Genomic DNA, 17,998 nt, shown 5'->3' on the forward strand with positions numbered 1-17,998 from the left:
GTTTATTAAAGGCTTATACTAATTAAAATTCAACTTCTAGAAATGCTCTTTTATATGATTACTAACTTGATAAACCACAAATTTTAGCTTAGAATGTATCAAGTCATTGTATTTGTTGTAAAATAACACAAAATAATATATCGTTAATTATATCAATTAGATGGAGCGTGAAAAATGAAATTTATAAAAAAATATTGGAAGTTAATTTTTCTTATCTCGATGGTTTCATTGATAGCAACAGGCTGTATTCGCTATGATGCATCGGGTAACCCAACTGGACCTATCTATGAATATTTAGGAGTACCAACTGCTAACTTCTTAGACTTTTTAGCAGATATTTTTGGCGGTTCTTATGGGATTGCAATCATGATAGTTACCCTAATCACTCGTTTGTTTATGCTTCCATCGACTTATAAGATGACTAAATCATCAATGGAAAGCTCAGCTAAAATGAAATATGCCCAACCTGAAATTGCAGAAATTCAAGAAGAAATGAAAGGAACAGATAATCCACAAGAAAAAGCTGCTCTGCAACAAGAGTTAATGCAAGTTTACGGAAAATATGACATTAACATGTTATCGAACGTTTCTGGCTGTTTACCATTATTAATTCAAATGCCAATTATTTCAGCTGTTTATACAGCGGTTCGTACATCCGATAAAATTGCAGAGTCCTCTTTCTTAGGTATTCACTTGGGTGGAAAGAGTTTACTATTAGTTGGTTTAGTTGCAGCAACTACCTTCTTATCTAGTTGGTTAATGCAAAAAGGAACAGCTACACCCGTTTCCGATAATCCTCAAGCCAATCAAATGCAACAATCAATGATGTATATGAACCCAATTATGTTAGGTTATTTCACTTATATTTCTAACGCGGGAATCGGACTATATTTCTTCACTGGTTCTCTTTTCACTTTAGCTCAACAATTCTATATGAATCAGGTTGCACGACCAAAAATTCAAAAAGATATTGATGAAAAAGTCAAAAAGTATCAAAATATGCCGCGAGTAAAGCGACAGAAAAAAGCGAGACAAACGAAAAAACAATTAGAAAAAGTAAATGCTGACCGTATTGTGCCGGTTAAAAATCCAAAAGCTAGAAATGCTGGAAAGCAAAGAAAGAATAAATAAATCTACATAAAATGAGCCTCACCACATTATTGTGCTGAGGCTCGTTTTATTTTTCTTCTTTAGCAAGTTCTTTGGCAATCCTTTCACTTTTATAAATTAAGTGTTGGTCCGTTAAAATCGGAAACTCAACATAGAAGATCGATCCTCTTTGATAGACAGACTCCACCCGAATTTTTCCGTGGTAGCCTTCTACTAATTGTTTAGCGATACTTAACCCTAAGCCATTACCACCTTTGGCACGCGCTCGTGCTTTATCCACTCGGTAAAACCTTGAAAAAACACGCTCTTTATCTTCTGCTGTCATTCCTTCTCCAAAATCTTGGACAGCAATTTCAACCTTATTCATGGTTTGACTGACTGAAATATGTATCTCCGGACGATCTGTCGAATATTTCACAGCGTTATCAAGTAATATTACTAAGATCTGTTCAAAGTGATGATGATAAATATTGACATAAACATTTTTACTTTTCTCATTATCTAAATAAAAATGAAAGTTTGGATATAAAATTTCAAAATTATGGTGGACTAGAGAAGCTGCAGTGGTGATTTCGGTTACTTCGTCTTTGTAATCCACGTCTACATGGTCTGCTCTTGAAAGGTCTAACATTTCTTGGACTAATTCCTTCATTCGTGTAATTTCTTGCAGCGAAGCAGAAATAGATTCATCTAAAACCTGCTGATCTTCCTTACCCCAGCGATTTAGCATCTTTAAATGTCCTTCAACAATCGCTACCGGCGTTCTTAATTCGTGCGAAACATCTTCCACAAACTGTTTTTGACCCTTTACATAAAGCTCAATCTTATCGAGCAGTTTATTAACATGTAAACTTAAATCGCTCCACTCATCATTAGTTCGCGGTCGAACAACACGAACCTGAGAGAGAGTATCTCCTTCTAATAAATCTAAAGTGTTAATAACATAAGTTAAGGGCCTTAAAAAATAATGAGCGATTAAAAAGCCACATAATATTGAAATCAAAGTCGTTATTAGAAAACAACGAATCAAAAAATAATTTAACTTTTGAACATACGCTACTTTTGCCTCAGGTAGAACAATATATTGAACAATGCCTAATAATTCTTGATTAATACGACTCGAAATCCGACTAGAGCCGATTAGATAATTCTTTCCTTTTATATTTTGCCTTTCAAGCTCTTTACTAGATGATCCAATAGGATATTGAAAATGCTGACTTTCATTTAATAACTTTTGTTCGGGACTATATAGGCGAATGATAGTTTGGTCGTTAGAATAGTGATCTATTAAAAACTTAACTTTTGTCTCACTATCTTGTTCATTTTGGTCAAGGAATTGTTGAGCTTGGAAAGGCTGATCTTGGTCGGATAGCCCCTTAATTAAAAATTCAAATTGCATCTGATGACTTTCCTTTGATTGTTCATCGTACATTTGAATCGTTAACTGGCGATAGATTAAAAGTGAAATAAATGACAGCATAATCATTGCTAAGGATAAGAAAATACCCCATTTCCATTTAAGCGAAAGGGGTTGGTCTTTCTTAAAAGTAAAGACAGAAGATGATTTAGTTTCTGATGACATAGCCTGTACCACGAACCGTTTGAATATAAGATTCTTCTCCTGGAATATCGATTTTATTTCTCAAATAACGGATATAAACATCCACCACATTAGTTTCAACCTCGGATTTATAGCCCCATACTTGTTCTAATAAGACATCTCGTGGCATAACCATATTGATATTTTCCATTAAAAAGACTAATAATTCGTATTCTCTTTTAGTTAAATCAATTAACTCACCTTGTCTTTTCACCATACGGCTTGATTTTTCAACCACTAAGTCCCTAAATTTTAGATAAGGTTGATTTTGAGTTCTTGATTCATCTTCAGTCTCGATTCGACGGAAAAGTGCTCTGAGTCTGGCTAATAATTCTTCAATGGCAAATGGTTTAACGATGTAGTCGTCTGCTCCTTGGTCAAGACCTGAAACACGATCAATGACAGAATCTCTAGCCGTCATAATAATAATAGGTACATCTTTAACTGGACGAATACGGCGTACAACTTCCAACCCATTTAATTCAGGTAACATTAGGTCAAGTAAAATAACATCCCACTTTTCTTCTAAGGCCTTTTCCAAACCACTGCGCCCATCATAACAGATAGCTGTTTCATAGCCTTCATGTTGAAGCTCAAGCTCAACAAAGCGAGCTAAGTTTTTCTCATCTTCAACAATTAAGACACGTTGATTTACATTTTTTACCATGCGAACTTCCTCCTATAGACTTAACTTACTAACCAATTAACGTTTATTAAGGTCTTAGACTATTGGTCTACTCTTTCTTCACGCGATTCATCCCAAATGAAATGGTAGCTGCCAACTTTATCCACACGTTCATAAGTATGCGCTCCGAAATAATCACGCTGTGCTTGAATTAAATTAGCTGGAAGTACTTCACTACGATACGAGTCATAATAAGCAATTGCGCTTGAAAATCCAGGAACAGCAACACCCGCTTGAACTGATAAAGAAACAATTTCGCGAACACTTGATTGATACTGATTAGTGATTTGAGTGAAGAAATTATCTAATAAAAGGTTATCTAATTCTCTATTACGATCAAAAGCATCAGAAATATCTTGCAAAAAGCGCGCACGAATAATACACCCTGCACGGAAGACACGGGCAATTTGGCTATAATTTAAATCCCATTGATATTCTTCGGAAGCGCTGCGATATTCTGCAAACCCTTGAGCATAGGACATAATTTTTGAAAAATAAAGTGCCTGACGAATTTTCTCTATCCACTGTTTACGATCCTTTTGGAAGCTAGAAGTATCATGCGAAGGTCCTTGAATAATTTGAGAAGCCTTAACACGTTCTTCTTTTAAAGCAGAGATAAAGCGCGCATAAACCGATTCTGTAATTGTAGGTAAGGGAACGCCTAAGTCTAAAGCTGATTGCGAGGTCCATTTTCCAGTCCCTTTATTACCAGCTTTATCAATAATCATTTCAACCATTGGTCGCTTGCTTTCAGGGTCTTTTTCCTTAAGAATCTTGGCGGTGATCTCGATTAGATAGGAATTTAATTCTCCTTGGTTCCATTCCTCAAAGACTTGAGCAATCTCATCTGCAGACATTCCTAATAATTTATCCATGATTGCATAGGATTCGGCAATTAATTGCATATCACCATACTCAATACCATTATGAACCATTTTAACATAATGACCGGCACCATTTGCTCCCATATAAGCTACACAGGGTTCTTGATCAGCTGGTGCTTTTGCCGCAATTTCTTTTAAGATAGGCTCAACTAATTCATAGGCTTCTTTTGGTCCACCAGGCATTAAGGCAGGACCATGTAAGGCACCTTCTTCCCCACCAGAAACTCCCATCCCAATAAAATGTATGCCAGAGTCAGCTAAAGTTTCTGCTCTTCTCATAGTATCTTTAAAGAAGGTATTCCCTCCATCGATTAAAATATCTCCTTGGTCTAAAAGAGGTAAAAGTGATTGGATTGTAGAATCAGTCGCTTGACCTGCTTTTACCATTAACAAGATACGACGAGGCTTTTCAATTGATTGAACAAAGGATTCCAAGTCATAGCTAGCTACTAAATTTTTATCTTTATTTTCGTTTATGGCTGCTTCTGTTTTAGACTGTGAGCGATTATAAATTGCTACACGATAACCTCTACTTTCAATATTTAACGCTAAATTCTTTCCCATTACAGCCATTCCAACTACACCAATTTGAGCTAATGTCATCTAATTATCTCCTTCACTTTCATGATTATCTCATTCTAACAAACTTTTAACTTGAATTAAAGTTAACTTAATAAAGACAAATTGCATTTTATAGGCGTTTGCGTTACACTATTTTTATCAATGGATAGGAGGTTCCAGCCAATGAAAGCCAACAAAAAAAAGAAAAGTAAATACGATCGACGTATAAAAATCTTTTCGATTATTATGGTGATTACCATGTTAGCTGGTGTCATTTTTAGTCTCGTAATTTCTTTTTTTAATTATAAAGGATAATAGGAATGAAGTGGATTCTGCCACTTCATTTTTTATTGATTCGATTTGGTTTTCCCAAACCATTTTTCCATTCCACCCTTTAGAATAAAGACTTGGTCATATCCATTCTTTCTTAATATATTAGCAGCTCTTGAACTTAAAAAATAATTATCATCCACTAAATAAACAGGAATATCTTTTCGAATTTCACTAAAACGCATTTTAAATTGCGACATTGGAATACTTCTAGCTCCTAAAATATGACGTGCATCAAATTCTCCCGCTTCACGAACATCAACCACTTGGACTTTGCGAATAATTTCATTTAATTCTCCACTAGCGACCAATTGGGCTGATCGTTTGCGCATTATCCAAAGGCTTACCCAGAAAATACCATAAACTAAAAGAACAGTTACAATTATCCACAAAAACAGTTCAAATATACTCATCATTATTTCCTACTTTCTTTTACTAAAATTAAATAAGCTGCTCCTAAAATTCCGGCGTCATTGCCTAATTCAGCTAAGCTTATTTGTGTTTGATCTTTGATAGGTTGAAAAACAAATTTTTGATATTGTTTTTCAATGGATTCCTTAAGGGAGTCTCCAGCCTTGGAGATACCCCCTCCGATAACAATCTGTTGCGGATTGAGAATGTTTGCTAAGTATGAACAAGCTAAGCCTATGTATTTTGAAAAGTTTTCAAAAATTTCCAGAGCAAAGTCATCATTAGCTTTTACTGCTACCATTAAATCCTCAGCTTCAACCACTTGGCTAGCTTGGAACATTTGGTACAAAGAAGATTGGCCTTGATAATCTTTAGCAAGAAGTTGACCCAAGTTATTGAGACCTTTGGCTGAAGCGATCGCTTCTAAGCATCCCTTTTTACCACATGAACAAGGAAAACGATCGGTAAAGTCCACTGTTATATGGCCAATTTCTCCCGCTGAACCCGAGGCCCCTTTAATCAAACGATTTTGGCAGATAATTCCTCCTCCAACTCCTGTTCCTAAAGTTAACATTGCTAAATCACTGCAACCCTTGCCTGCTCCTTGCCAGAGTTCACCAAGAGCAGCTGAATTAGCATCATTAATGATCATAAAGGGAAGGTTGATTGCTCTTTCAAATTGGCTTTTAACGGGATGAGGGTGTACCCAATTTAAATTATAGGCTCCCTTAACTGAACCATCTTCTAAAATAGTGCCTGGACTACCCATTCCAATGCCTAGGTAATCTTCTGCTACTTCTTGTCTTTCTTCTAATTTGTTTTGAATAGATTCAATAATCGAAGGAACAATTTTTTGACCTTTATTTTGAGTCATGGTTGGTATTGACCATTTTTCAATAATTTGACCTTTTTGTGAAATAATGGCCATTTTAACACTCGTTCCACCCAAATCGATGCCGATAATCTTTTTCATATACAGCCTCCTAGCGATAGTTAAAAATTTTACCCATAATTAAGAGAGCAGTCAAAATAAATATTCCCCAAAAAACCCCTGATCTTATCTTCTTATCAACACTGGCATGCAATCGGTGACCTAGACCTAAGACTAAGGTCGTCATACCACCGTATACCGCTCCACCAAAATGTCCCCACTGATCAATCCCTTGAGAAGAAAAACCAGTAATGACATTCAAAATAATTAACAGTGAAAAATTAATGGCTCTTTGCCTTAAAACAATCATATTGGGATACATTTTCGCTAAGACAATATAAGCTAGAAACAAGCCGAAAATACCTGTCGAAGCACCTGCTGAAACATTGTCATTAAAGGCAAAAGAAAATACATTGCCCCCAAAACTAGCAAGTAAATAAATTATTAAAAAGCGTCCGTGTCCAAGAATTTTTTCTAAGTCTTGCCCTATAAAATAAAGAGAAAGGTTATTAAAAAGCAAGTGTTCAAAACCAATATGTATAAAGCTTGGTGTAATTAATCGCCACCATTCTCCACCATAAAGAATTAATTCATTGGACTTCGCTCCCGTTTTTATTAAAGCCTCTAAGGATGTTGTTGTTTGAAATCTTATTAACATATAAATGAAGACCATTAAGTTGATCGCTACTAAGGAATAAGTAACGAAGGGTAAGGCTAAAATACGTCTCTTTTTCATATTTGAAACTCCTTTAATAATTTGAAGTCCATTATACACTAAGTAGCTATTTTTTCCTATTGAGCCTAATTCAGTTAAAAATAAAAAGTCTAGGTCATTAATGGCCCAGACTTTCATAAAAATTATTTTTTAACTTCACGGTGTAATGTTACCTTACGATCTCTTGGGCAGTACTTTTTAACTTCCAGACGATCAGGATTGTTACGTTTGTTTTTATTAGTTAAGTAATTACGTTCACCGCATTCAGTACATTCTAAATTGATGTTTACGCGCATGATTTTCCCTCCAAACTAAAAAATATTTACTCTTCCAAGAACAGCACTATAAGATTATACCATTGTTTCTAAAATTTAGCTATGGTTTTTTATTGATAATAATAAGCTCCATGAGTTAACTGGCTAGCAATTTCATGAATGGTCATATCAGAGTTCAATTGATATTCGCCTGTTTGAATTAATGAAGATAATTGCCATTGTTCGATAAGGTTTTGAAACTCTTGAGCGGAGGTAATATATCCTTCTGTTTCTAATCGCTGAGAAATCTGACTAGCATTCTCTCCTTGACGAATTACAAAGGCTCCTTCAGCAGAAGCTTGGTTATTATCTTCACTTGCAGTTTCATCATTAGAATCTATGGATTCATCTTGTTCTTCAGTATTATCACTCTCATCTCTCAGTGACTCTAAATAATCAATTGATTCTCTTTGTTTAGCAACCTTTTCTGTTAAGGATTCGTTATCGGTGGTCACTTTTTCTAATTGTTTTTTTAAGTTTTCATTATCGCCTGTTAGTTTTTCTAAACTGGCTTCACTTTCTTTAACCTTGTCTTTTAATTGCCTGGTTTCTTGCCCATCAAGTAAGCTAGGTAAGGTCACTCCCTCGATTGGCACATACCCTTGAACAAAGGTAGCATAAACAGCCGTTAGTAAACTGGCAATTAGAAGCCCCACCCCTAATGATCTTAATTTTTCTTTTTTCATATTAAACCTCCTAACTAGCGGTTTTCAATATATTCATCGATCACGTATTGAATGGTTACGAGCTCTTCATCAACCTCATCTTCAATTTCTTTTAAGGTATAACCTTGTGAATAGTAACGAATGATGTCTTCGCGATTGCGATCATTGACATCATAATTGACACGCGGTTGAACCACTTCTTCTGCAACTTCAAGAGCTTCATGCTCTTCAACTGCTTCAATTGCTTCAAATTCTTCAGCATCTTCTTTGGGTGCAAAATAAACATCTTGAGCTGTTAAAGGCTGCATAAATTCTTCCTCAACACTTTCAATGGAAGTATCTTCCACCTTGAGTTGATTAATCGAATGTTGTAACTGTCTGATTTTTTCTGCGTGATCTTCAAGCTTTTTATTTAAGCTTGCATTACCAGTAGAGTCTTTGGTAAACAAAGACATCACCAAGACAATAATTGCCAGCACCAATAGAGCCAGTACTAAAATCCAAATATCCATTATTTCACCTCATCTATTTTTTCTCAGTTTAGCAAACCTTTGTGAAGATTTAAATAAATCTTTCTGAAAATTTAACCCTAATTAAGGCGAAGTTAAATTTTTCTTATTCTTATAATCAATAATAGTCTCTCTAGTGGCTGATTTCAATTCAAAGTAAGCATTATACACGTCCCGTGCTATTCGAGTGGCTTCACCACCGTATGAAGACTGGTTAAGGTAAGGGACAATCACGCTAATAGCTATCTCAGGATCATCAAAGGGTGCATAACCAATGTAAGTACCATTTATAACAGGATCATTTTTTGCATATTGAATAGGTCCTGCATAGAAGGCTTCTGTCGTTCCCGTTTTCGACCCTACTTGAAAAGGATAATCCTGCAAATAAAATGAAGCAGTTCCTTCTTGGGTATGGGAAACCATTCGCATTCCTTCTTGAATTCTTTGCATTTGGGCAGGTTCATTTTGAATGACATTCATTAACTTTGGTGGAATAGTGGTAACAATCCCACCTAATTGACCGTTTTTATCAGTTCCGCGAACTTCTTTAACCAATCTAGGTGAATAACGTTTGCCGTTATTAGCTATTGTAGAGACATATTGAGCCATCTGTAACGGTGTGTATAAGTCGAATTGACCATACGATAAATCAAGTGCTGAAACTAACATATTACTAGCAGGTGTATATCCCGTTGATTCATTGGGGAGGTCGATACCAGTCTTAGTTCCCAAGCCAAATTCAGCAAAGTTCCTTCTCAAAATATCGATGGTCCGAGGATTAATATTCAATCGTCCCTCTTCTTCATAATTGTATTGCCCACCGATACGCATGGCTAACTTAATCATGTAAATGTTTGAAGAACGTTGCAATGCAATCATATCATCAATAGGAATTTGCCCTGTTCGATTGAATAGGGATGTTTTCTCTTGAGAAGCTTGGAATTTTAATGGTTCATCAACAATTACATTATCTGTTAAAGAAATAACGCCTTCTTTATAACCCATTGAGATCATGGCAGGCTTGACACTAGACCCCATACCGTAGGATGTGTTAATGGCTCCTAAAGCGTCATCAACAATTTGCTCACGATTATAGGTATCATTTTTTTTATCATAAGCATATCTCTTACCGGAAATACCTAATACTTCACCATTTTTTGGATTTAAGGCTACCACATAAACTCGATCATTTAATCCCTGTTCGGCTCCCATATTAACTAAACTGCTTTCAACAATCTCATCTAACTTAGCTTGAAAATCTGTATTGATAGTTAATACCAGATTGTTTCCTTTTGAACCTTCGTAGACTTTATCATTTTTTAGAATATCATCTTTAGCATCTGTCACAATATTAAAAACTGATTTAGAGCCTTTTAAAATCGATTCATATTGCTTTTCTAAATAAGAAATTCCGATTCGATCATTCATAGCATAACCTTTAAGCAATAATTCCTTAGCGTCTTCTCTTGGAATACCGCGCTCTTCAGTCGAAACTTGTCCTAGGATAGAACGGAGCATATCCTTTTTAGGATAAACTCTTTGCCAATCAGTCCCAATTTGAATGCCGGGTAAGTTTCTTAAGTTTTCACTCACCCTAGCTATTTCTTCTTGGGTAACATTTTTATTTTTTATCGTAACGGTCGATAACTCGTAAGCAGCTGCCATACGTTTATAGATGGCAATAATTTTTAATTCGGCTTCCGAAAATTCTAAATCTTCGTCTTCAACTTTTGATAATTGAGCTTCATAAGCCTGACTGCCTGATAAAAGCAGTTCCTCATCATTTAAACGTTTACGAATTTCGTCGATATTATTTACGATAAAATAATCTTTCTTATCTCTTTCGGTAACTCCTTGAGTTGGTAATTCAATTAAAGAGGCTAACTGAGTAGCAATTTTAATAAGATCTCCATTATCTACCCTCGAGGCACGATCTCTGGTAAAGAGAATAGCTCGTTCCGGTTGATTACCGACAATCACATCACCTTGGCTATCATAGATCATTCCACGAGGCACAGCCCCCGTTGAAATGGTTGATTCGGTTCGTTGAACCATTTTAGTAAGACTTTCTCCTTTATATAGTTGCAAATATCCCAGACGAATAAAAAGGGCTGTAAAAGCTAAAAAGGCTGTAAAAAACAAAAGATTTAATCGCCTAGGTATATGTGAACGCTTCTTTTTTTTATTTTTATTTAATTTTTTAGGCATCTTCATCATACTTTCTGTAATCTATTTCTAAAGTCTAAGTTATTATAGCAAACTATACCTCAAGTTGAAACTTTATCCGTTAAGTCATAAATTAACATTTATTATTTTGTGATTTTATCACTATTTTTTGCTAAGATAGATAAGCAATGTTTCAAGAAAAAGGAGTTTTTTCGTGAAAATTAAAAGTAGAAAATATTTTATTTTAGTGAATATATTTATTAGCTTCTTAATAGCAAGTATGTTAGCCTATTTGATGAAATTTATTCCCATAGGAGATCAACAAGAACGTACCCTGCTCACCGTTGATTTAAGCCAGCAATACATCGATTTTTTCAGTTTGTATCAACGAGCACTCACAGAAAATCCTAGACTCTTCCTTTATTCTTTTGAAAAAGGAATTGGTGGTGAGATGATTGGCTTATGGGCGTATTATTTAATGAGTCCCTTTAATCTGATTTTACTATTTTTTAAAACTGAAAATTTAGATTTCGCCATTCTATTTTTAACCCTCATAAAACTGCTAGCCATTTCGGCCAGTTTTTATTATTTTGTTGAAAAAAAATACACCATCCAGCCAGTCATGAATATAGCTTTTAGTCAAGCCTATACCTTCATGTCTTATACCATGGCCTATCAACTGAATATCATGTGGTTAGATGGATTATTCTGGTTACCACTAATTGCACTAGGTCTAGATTATCTACTCAAAGAGAACAAACCGCTTCTTTATGTTTTTAGTTTAGCGATTGCAATGATCAGTCATTATTACATAGCTTATATGATTTCGATCTTTTTAATGGGTTATAGTCTTTTTGTCATTTTCGAAGATGAGAAACACCTTTCAATCAAAAAAGTTTTTTCGCAATACTTTTCTTTTATAAAATATTCACTGCTTTCAACCGGATTGTCAGGACTCTTTTTACTCCCTACTTTTATTTCAACTCTGAGCAGCAAAAATGCTCATAAGAAAGGATCCTTCGATTTTATTTTTGATTGTTCAAGTGAACACTCCTTGATGGATTTACTGGCCAAAAACTTTATCGGTGCTTTTAATTTTAATCAGTTATCCAACGGTTCAGCCAATTTTTATGTGGGCATGACTGTGGTAGTTCTTCTTATCTTATACTTTCTCTCAGCTAAGATAAGAATGAAAGAAAAACTAATCAGCTTTATGTTATTAGTCTTTTACTTTGCCTCCTTTACTTTCACTAATTTAGATAAGGCATGGCACCTTGGTCAATTTCCGATTTGGTATCCTTCTCGTTTTTCATTCTTAGTTTCATTCTTTTTATTAATTTTAGCGATTCGCTCTTATAAATACGTTCATAAGATCAGACTCTATCAAATACTCACCATAGTTTTTTCTTTAACAGTCTTTTGTTTATTTTATTTTTTGAATGATAATTATAGCTTTTTAAGTGATGCAAAAATCTTTTATAGCCTCATCTTCATGCTCTTAATTAGTTTTATTTTCTATCTTAATCGCAAGCCCAATAAGGGTTTGCTTTTCCTAATACTCCTTCTAACATGTGGAGATATGACTCTAAACGGTTACTTCATTTTGTCATCTAATGATCATTATGTGCAACCTTCTCGATTTAAAGATTATATTGCCTTATTGGATGAGATGATTGCCCCTGTTCAACCTAAAGAAAATGAATTCTATCGCATCCATAAGACCTTTAATCGAACAAAAAATGAATCCTTTTTCGCTAATTATCCTAGCGTCAATCATTTTGGATCAACCTTAGAGGCTTCTACTAGCCAACTGTATGGTTATTTGGGAATTCCACACACTAGTAATTCCATTTATTACACCAGTGGGACCCTGTTTACCGATGATTTTTTGAATATTCGCTACCTCATCGATATCACCTCCAATACAAATATGTATGCCACGGTTGAAAGTTACGCTTTATATCGAGAAGTCAGCGATTTTGATATTCGAGCGCATCAAAAACTCAAAAAAGAAAAGCGCTATGTCTACTATAAAAATCCGAATGTTTTGGGACTAGGAATGGAAGTATCTCCTGTGGTTATAAAAGCTAAGTTTAAAAAATATAAGCCCATTGAAAATCAAGAAATCTTATTAGACTTGCTGAACTTTGACGGTGAAAAGCTACAATTCTTTGAACAAAAAAAATTCAAAAAAATTGATTATCTAAATCTGAATGTGACCAATAAAGGAGATGGGGACTTCTATACCTACAAAAAAGAAAATCCCAAAAGGGATGCTTCTTTTGCCCTATCCTTTGATACTGAATCAAACAATCCCTTTTATTTTACTTTTCCTAATCATTTTTCTAACAACAGAGTTGAACTTATACTAGATAGTAAGCCTTATGAGTTTTATTCGCCTACTAACAGCCGCCAAATTATGGATGCGGCTTTTAAAAAATCAGGTAAAGAACATTCACTTAGAGTTAAGTTAAAGAAAAACACTTTTAAAGCCAACCTTATAAATCTCTATGAATTCAACCTTAAAAACTATCAGCAGTTAATCACAAAAAGAAAAAACAAGTCTCTAAAAATTACTTCTTTTGAAGAAAATACTTTGGAAGGCCAAATTAATATTGAGCAAGAAGAAGGATATTTGCTGATGACATTGCCTTATGATCCTTATTGGCATGTTAAAGTGGACAATCAGTTTGTAGAAGCCCTTCCAGTTTTAAATGATACTTTAATGGCTATTCCAATGACCAAAGGTAAACATACAATTAAGATGACTTATTTCCCCGACTCTATCTATTATGGTGGCTTGGTTAGCTTTCTAGCTATTGCTTTATTAATAGTAGATCAAAACAAATTTCGCCATAAAAATAAATAATTCATGTTATAATAAATATAGGCGTCCAACTTGCATAATGCTGAATAGTTGGATAAGATAGCTCTATTAAATTATAGAATAAAGGATGTTTTATTTGAAAAAATTATTTTTTATCCTTAAAAATGGCTTGAATAATCCACGCTTTTATATCGAGAGCCTCAATGTCAAATGGAAGCAAGTATTAGTCCTTCCTTTAATTATCACCATTTTAATGGCTTTGAATTTTGGAAAAGCCCTTTTTCCAACACTGCGATCCATTCAAACAGATATTAATGAAAGCATTAATTATCTACCTGATTTCCACATTAATGCGGGTGAACTCCAGCTTAATGAAGGCGAGAAAGCTCTATATTATGAATCACGACAATTTCAATTAATTATAGACGATCAGTTGACCAATCTTTCTGAAGGAGAAGGTTTAATTTTAAAGTCAGTAGATAATAGAGACCCTCAATTGACGAGCACCTTCAACTTGTTACTAGTTAAAAACCAAATACTGGTCTATACACCCGAAAATGGTCAGGTTTTTGCCTTTAATCATGATATGGTCACTAATAAAGAAAATCTAGCGGCCGTTTTGACTTATGCTAGTCAATTTAGTTTAACTCAACTCTTCTTTACTATAATAATGACTTGGATAGCCGCGGTCTTCGCTCACTTTTATTTTCTAGTTATTACCTCTTTATTAACCGGTATCTTGAACATGCGTTTAAACTTTCCTTTACCTTTTATGGTGCGAATGAAGTTAGTTATGGTTTGTTCTTTTGTGCCAATCTTAATGATAGAAATCATTCAATTATTATGGTCAGGCTTTTATGTTCCTTTCTATCTCTTTGTGGGCCTAACACTCTTTATTATCTACCATACTTTTAAACAACATACTCTCTTCATGCATCAATTGTTATCTCATATGGATATCAACATTATCAAAGAAGAAGATATTAAAACAGATGAAGACAAAAAGGACTCCTAATTCAGGAGTCCCTTAATTTGTCTTATTTTTTCGTTCTTGTCTAGCTCTCAATTTATTTTTACGTCGGCCAACTGAGCGTTTATGCTCTTTTATTTCTTGCTTCAGTTTATTTTTATAGCCCGGCTTGACTTTAGTCTTCTTAGCGCGATTAATTAATTGTTTTACCTTAGGATCTTGTGTTTTTTCTTGTGTATTTTTGCGAACGGAGCGTCGACTCCGATGATCAACTTCTTTTAACTCACCCTTACTATATTTGACTTCAGTAAATTTAATACCCTTGGCTTCTAAGCTCTCAATAGCCGCTTCATCGTCAGGCCCCATAAAGGTATAGGCTGTGCCGGTTAAGTCATTTCGCGCTGTTCGACCGACACGATGGACAAAGAATTCTAAGTCCTTTGGCAATTCGGTATTAATAACGTGCGAAATACCTGGAATATCAATTCCTCTGGCCGCAAGATCAGAAGCCACCACATATTGAAACTCTAGATTTCGAATTTGTTTCATTAAACGATTTCTTTCTCTTGGTTGCATGCCACCATGAATGGTGGCTATCTTTAAGCCCTTGCTTTTTAAAAATTCACTTAAGTCATCGGCATAATTTCTAGTATTACAAAAAACAATTGCTAAATAGGGCTGACCCATTGTTAATAGATTATAGACCATTTCCTCTCGTTTGATCCCTTTGATATCAATTAAGTAATTTTCCACTTGGTCAGTTAGCACTTGCTTCGGTTTAATCGTAATCTCTTTGGGTCCGGTCATGTATTTATTTAAGAACACTGCTACCTGCTGAGGAATCGTAGCAGAAAAAACCATCATTTGCAGATTCTCTGCCATTCTAGAAGCAATTTCATCGACAATTGATAAAAAACCCAAATCAAAAGTCATATCCGCTTCGTCCACAACCATCGTCTTAGCTGTTTGTACCCATAAAGCATTGGCTTGCATCAGATCAAAAATTCGCCCTGGCGTTCCAATTACTAGATGCGGTTGTTGGTTGGCTAATTTATCTATCTGTCTTTCCTTATCCGTTCCACCTATAAAACGTGAAATTCTGATACTCTCACTTTGATCACCTACTAATTCCGTCGCAAATTCATAAATTTGATTGGCTAATTCACGACTAGGAGCTGTAATAACTGCTTGAACTTTTTGATCGCTAGGATCTAATTGCTCCAATAACGGAATAAGAAAAGCATGTGTTTTTCCTGACCCAGTTTGAGACTTTACAATAAGGCTCTCGCCTTTTAAGGCAAGAGGGATCACTTCTTCTTGCACCGGGGTCAACTTTTTAAATGATATTCTATCCAGTGCTTGCTTAATAAATGCTTTTATATTTAATTCATTAAAATTCATATATTTCTCCTCTATATATTCTTTTGCTTATAATAACGTCATTCGTAAAAAAGTATACCATAAAGCTATCTGATAAAATATGACGGATTCTTAATCTTGAATCCAAGATCTAATTTGATATAATAAAAACTATGTAAAAATGGAGGCATCATAAAGATGAAAGAATATCGCTTAATTATGACTATTTTTGGGGCTAGTGGTGACTTAGCCCACCGTAAATTATACCCTGCCCTTTATCAATTATATAATAAAGGCTTTTTAGCTGACCATTTTGCAATAATTGGGACCGCTAGACGAGCATGGGACGATGAATTCTTTCGTCAAGTGGTTAAAGAAAGTCTTTCACAAGCTAAACAAGCGAATGAGAACATTGAAGATTTTCTCTCGCATTTTTATTATCAAGCTAATGATGTAAAGGAAAGTCGACAGTATAACCAACTTAAAAAGCTATCTCTTTCTCTCTCAGAAAAATATCAAACTCAAGGAAATCAGATTTTTTATATTTCTTTATCTCCTAAGTTATTCCCAGTTATTACCAGTCAATTAAAAAATCAAGGCTTACTCACTGACCAGGGATATAATCGACTAATTATTGAAAAACCTTTTGGATATGATGAAAAAACAGCTGAAGAATTACAGACTCAGTTAACTCAGTCCTTTGATGAAAATCAAATTTATCGAATTGATCATTATCTAGGTAAGAGTATTGTCAATCAAATTCTACCCATTCGGATGAACAACTTTCTCAGCCAATTCCTATGGGATCCAGCCAATATCGACCACATTCAAATCACTTTAGATGAAGAAATTGGAGTCGAAGATCGTGGAGCCTATTATGAAACTAGTGGGGTCAGTCGCGATATGATCCAAAATCATGCCCTGCAATTATTAACCTTGATCACTATGGACCTACCTGCTAATAGGAGTAATGAGGCTTTAAGGCAGAAAAAAATTGATCGATTGAAACAATTGAAACACTATGCTGACTTAGAAGTTTTAAAAAAACATGTGGTACGTGGGCAATACATACAAAGTGAAGACCAAAGTCACGTAGCTTACCGTCAAGAAAAAGACGTTGCCAGTGACTCGACAACCGAAACCTATATGGCTTTAAAAATAGCCATTGAGCAAGATAAATGGGCAAACACCCCCATCTATTTGCGCTCAGGTAAGCATCTTAATAATAAACAGACCGATATTAAAATAATCTATAAGAAGCAAGCTGAAAATGTTCCAGCTAACTATTTACAAATTGAATTAGCTCCTCATGCTGGCATTCGTTTGTGCTTATCCCAGTCTGATTCTACCCATCGTAACGAAATTAAAGAGCTCAATTTATGCTATCATCTTCCACGAGAACTTACCAAGGTTATACCAGGTGACTACGAAAAATTACTTTTTGACTGTATGAACGGCGACCTGAGTAATTTCGCTCACTACCTAGAAGTCAAGTATGCTTGGCAATTTATCGATTCCATTCATGCTCTATGGCAAGAAGAAAAAGATCCCGATTTGGCTTTCTACCCTGCCCAGTCTAACGGACCAGAAGCAGGTGACTATCTGATCGAAAAGGACAATCGCTCATGGTTTAATGAATAACAAAACAAAATAAAGATCCTTTCACTTTAACCTGTACTAGGCACTGACCCCAAATAGTGAGGCAAACATAAAAACACCTCCGTTGAATTCGTGTGAAATGAATTTAATGGAGGTGTTTGATTAGGGTTAATCACCTAGCTTACTCTGCAGAAACAAAATCGAAATGTATTGAAATGAAAAATGAAGGCCGGACTAATAAACAAATAATAGATGAATGAAACATTAAGAACACGTCTCAAGTAAAAACTTGCTGGCCTTGGGATCGTTAAAGTCAAACCTAGCGCTTCAATCAAGCCGGCGGTAAACAATAGACTTATGGC

16 protein-coding genes are annotated in these 17,998 nt (G+C 35.0%); 5 read left to right on the forward strand and 11 right to left on the reverse strand.

Features of this window, described 5'->3' with window-relative positions:
* Positions 1-174: 174 nt before the first annotated feature.
* Positions 175-1,131, forward strand: coding sequence for a membrane protein insertase YidC (gene yidC / locus ACQV2R_RS01205; protein WP_428873780.1), 957 nt, complete (start codon positions 175-177; stop codon positions 1,129-1,131).
* A gap of 46 nt (positions 1,132-1,177) precedes the next feature.
* On the opposite strand, the gene ACQV2R_RS01210 is transcribed toward yidC, so the two are convergent.
* Genes ACQV2R_RS01210 through gndA form a run of 3 tightly spaced genes read right to left on the reverse strand, consistent with a single transcriptional unit; the run spans position 1,178 to position 4,882 of the window.
* The gene (locus tag ACQV2R_RS01210; protein ID WP_428891712.1) at positions 1,178-2,692 is read right to left on the reverse strand and encodes an ATP-binding protein; all 1,515 of its coding nucleotides are present in this window, start codon (positions 2,690-2,692) and stop codon (positions 1,178-1,180) included.
* Positions 2,676-3,377 (reverse strand): response regulator transcription factor, encoded by a 702-nt coding sequence (locus ACQV2R_RS01215; protein ID WP_428873782.1) that lies wholly within the window; start codon positions 3,375-3,377, stop codon positions 2,676-2,678. Before ACQV2R_RS01215 ends, ACQV2R_RS01210 begins: the two co-directional genes overlap by 17 nt.
* A 59-nt stretch (positions 3,378-3,436) precedes the next feature.
* On the reverse strand, positions 3,437-4,882 hold the full coding sequence (gndA, locus tag ACQV2R_RS01220; RefSeq protein WP_428874692.1) for an NADP-dependent phosphogluconate dehydrogenase: 1,446 nt from the start codon (positions 4,880-4,882) through the stop codon (positions 3,437-3,439).
* Between the two features lie 141 nt (positions 4,883-5,023).
* Between gndA and ACQV2R_RS01225 the strand changes: the two genes are divergently transcribed.
* The gene (locus ACQV2R_RS01225; protein WP_428881723.1) at positions 5,024-5,155 is read left to right on the forward strand and encodes a hypothetical protein; all 132 of its coding nucleotides are present in this window, start codon (positions 5,024-5,026) and stop codon (positions 5,153-5,155) included.
* Between the two features lie 32 nt (positions 5,156-5,187).
* Here the strand turns inward: ACQV2R_RS01225 and ACQV2R_RS01230 are convergent, their stop codons facing one another.
* From ACQV2R_RS01230 to ACQV2R_RS01260, 7 genes are all read right to left on the reverse strand, one after another.
* Complete coding sequence (locus tag ACQV2R_RS01230; protein ID WP_428873785.1) at positions 5,188-5,586, reverse strand: rhodanese-like domain-containing protein; 399 nt, start codon at positions 5,584-5,586, stop codon at positions 5,188-5,190.
* The gene (locus tag ACQV2R_RS01235) at positions 5,586-6,554 is read right to left on the reverse strand and encodes an ROK family glucokinase (RefSeq protein ID WP_428874691.1); all 969 of its coding nucleotides are present in this window, start codon (positions 6,552-6,554) and stop codon (positions 5,586-5,588) included. Before ACQV2R_RS01235 ends, ACQV2R_RS01230 begins: the two co-directional genes overlap by 1 nt.
* A gap of 10 nt (positions 6,555-6,564) precedes the next feature.
* Positions 6,565-7,248 carry a rhomboid family intramembrane serine protease gene (locus ACQV2R_RS01240; protein WP_428875812.1) on the reverse strand — a complete coding sequence of 228 codons (684 nt, stop codon included), beginning with the start codon at positions 7,246-7,248 and terminating at the stop codon, positions 6,565-6,567.
* 122 nt (positions 7,249-7,370) lie between these two features.
* Positions 7,371-7,523: a 50S ribosomal protein L33 gene (gene rpmG / locus ACQV2R_RS01245; protein ID WP_090290502.1), complete on the reverse strand. Its 153-nt coding sequence runs from the start codon at positions 7,521-7,523 to the stop codon at positions 7,371-7,373.
* Between the two features lie 89 nt (positions 7,524-7,612).
* Complete coding sequence (locus ACQV2R_RS01250; protein ID WP_428873788.1) at positions 7,613-8,227, reverse strand: endolytic transglycosylase MltG; 615 nt, start codon at positions 8,225-8,227, stop codon at positions 7,613-7,615.
* 14 nt (positions 8,228-8,241) lie between these two features.
* The gene (locus tag ACQV2R_RS01255) at positions 8,242-8,718 is read right to left on the reverse strand and encodes a terminase gpP N-terminus-related DNA-binding protein (protein WP_428873789.1); all 477 of its coding nucleotides are present in this window, start codon (positions 8,716-8,718) and stop codon (positions 8,242-8,244) included.
* 81 nt (positions 8,719-8,799) lie between these two features.
* Complete coding sequence (locus tag ACQV2R_RS01260; RefSeq protein ID WP_428873790.1) at positions 8,800-10,770, reverse strand: peptidoglycan D,D-transpeptidase FtsI family protein; 1,971 nt, start codon at positions 10,768-10,770, stop codon at positions 8,800-8,802.
* Between the two features lie 325 nt (positions 10,771-11,095).
* Here ACQV2R_RS01260 and ACQV2R_RS01265 point away from each other — a divergent pair, with 325 nt between their 5' ends.
* Both ACQV2R_RS01265 and ACQV2R_RS01270 read left to right on the forward strand, forming a co-directional pair.
* The gene (locus tag ACQV2R_RS01265; protein ID WP_428891713.1) at positions 11,096-13,750 is read left to right on the forward strand and encodes a YfhO family protein; all 2,655 of its coding nucleotides are present in this window, start codon (positions 11,096-11,098) and stop codon (positions 13,748-13,750) included.
* A gap of 94 nt (positions 13,751-13,844) precedes the next feature.
* Positions 13,845-14,723 (forward strand): DUF1189 family protein, encoded by an 879-nt coding sequence (locus ACQV2R_RS01270; protein WP_428875809.1) that lies wholly within the window; start codon positions 13,845-13,847, stop codon positions 14,721-14,723.
* 12 nt (positions 14,724-14,735) lie between these two features.
* On the opposite strand, the gene ACQV2R_RS01275 is transcribed toward ACQV2R_RS01270, so the two are convergent.
* On the reverse strand, positions 14,736-16,079 hold the full coding sequence (locus ACQV2R_RS01275; RefSeq protein ID WP_428873793.1) for a DEAD/DEAH box helicase: 1,344 nt from the start codon (positions 16,077-16,079) through the stop codon (positions 14,736-14,738).
* A 156-nt stretch (positions 16,080-16,235) separates the two neighbouring features.
* On the opposite strand from ACQV2R_RS01275, the gene zwf reads away from it, so the two are divergent.
* Positions 16,236-17,678: a glucose-6-phosphate dehydrogenase gene (gene zwf / locus ACQV2R_RS01280; RefSeq protein ID WP_428874687.1), complete on the forward strand. Its 1,443-nt coding sequence runs from the start codon at positions 16,236-16,238 to the stop codon at positions 17,676-17,678.
* Positions 17,679-17,998 lie beyond the last annotated feature (320 nt).

Source organism: Facklamia sp. P12937, assembly GCF_050409505.1.
Lineage (GTDB): Bacteria > Bacillota > Bacilli > Lactobacillales > Aerococcaceae > Facklamia.

What these genes read in the sequence shown, in the direction of transcription:
- ACQV2R_RS01255 (WP_428873789.1), bottom strand. Translation starts at nt 8,718, where the DNA reads ATGGATATTTGGATTTTAGTACTGGCTCTATTGGTGCTGGCAATTATT.
- rpmG (WP_090290502.1), bottom strand. Translation starts at nt 7,523, where the DNA reads ATGCGCGTAAACATCAATTTAGAATGTACTGAATGCGGTGAACGTAAT.
- gndA (WP_428874692.1), bottom strand. Translation starts at nt 4,882, where the DNA reads ATGACATTAGCTCAAATTGGTGTAGTTGGAATGGCTGTAATGGGAAAG.
- yidC (WP_428873780.1), top strand. Translation starts at nt 175, where the DNA reads ATGAAATTTATAAAAAAATATTGGAAGTTAATTTTTCTTATCTCGATG.
- ACQV2R_RS01250 (WP_428873788.1), bottom strand. Translation starts at nt 8,227, where the DNA reads ATGAAAAAAGAAAAATTAAGATCATTAGGGGTGGGGCTTCTAATTGCC.
- ACQV2R_RS01210 (WP_428891712.1), bottom strand. Translation starts at nt 2,692, where the DNA reads ATGTCATCAGAAACTAAATCATCTTCTGTCTTTACTTTTAAGAAAGAC.
- ACQV2R_RS01215 (WP_428873782.1), bottom strand. Translation starts at nt 3,377, where the DNA reads ATGGTAAAAAATGTAAATCAACGTGTCTTAATTGTTGAAGATGAGAAA.
- ACQV2R_RS01240 (WP_428875812.1), bottom strand. Translation starts at nt 7,248, where the DNA reads ATGAAAAAGAGACGTATTTTAGCCTTACCCTTCGTTACTTATTCCTTA.
- zwf (WP_428874687.1), top strand. Translation starts at nt 16,236, where the DNA reads ATGAAAGAATATCGCTTAATTATGACTATTTTTGGGGCTAGTGGTGAC.
- ACQV2R_RS01260 (WP_428873790.1), bottom strand. Translation starts at nt 10,770, where the DNA reads ATGGTTCAACGAACCGAATCAACCATTTCAACGGGGGCTGTGCCTCGT.
- ACQV2R_RS01275 (WP_428873793.1), bottom strand. Translation starts at nt 16,079, where the DNA reads ATGAATTTTAATGAATTAAATATAAAAGCATTTATTAAGCAAGCACTG.
- ACQV2R_RS01230 (WP_428873785.1), bottom strand. Translation starts at nt 5,586, where the DNA reads ATGATGAGTATATTTGAACTGTTTTTGTGGATAATTGTAACTGTTCTT.
- ACQV2R_RS01235 (WP_428874691.1), bottom strand. Translation starts at nt 6,554, where the DNA reads ATGAAAAAGATTATCGGCATCGATTTGGGTGGAACGAGTGTTAAAATG.
- ACQV2R_RS01225 (WP_428881723.1), top strand. Translation starts at nt 5,024, where the DNA reads ATGAAAGCCAACAAAAAAAAGAAAAGTAAATACGATCGACGTATAAAA.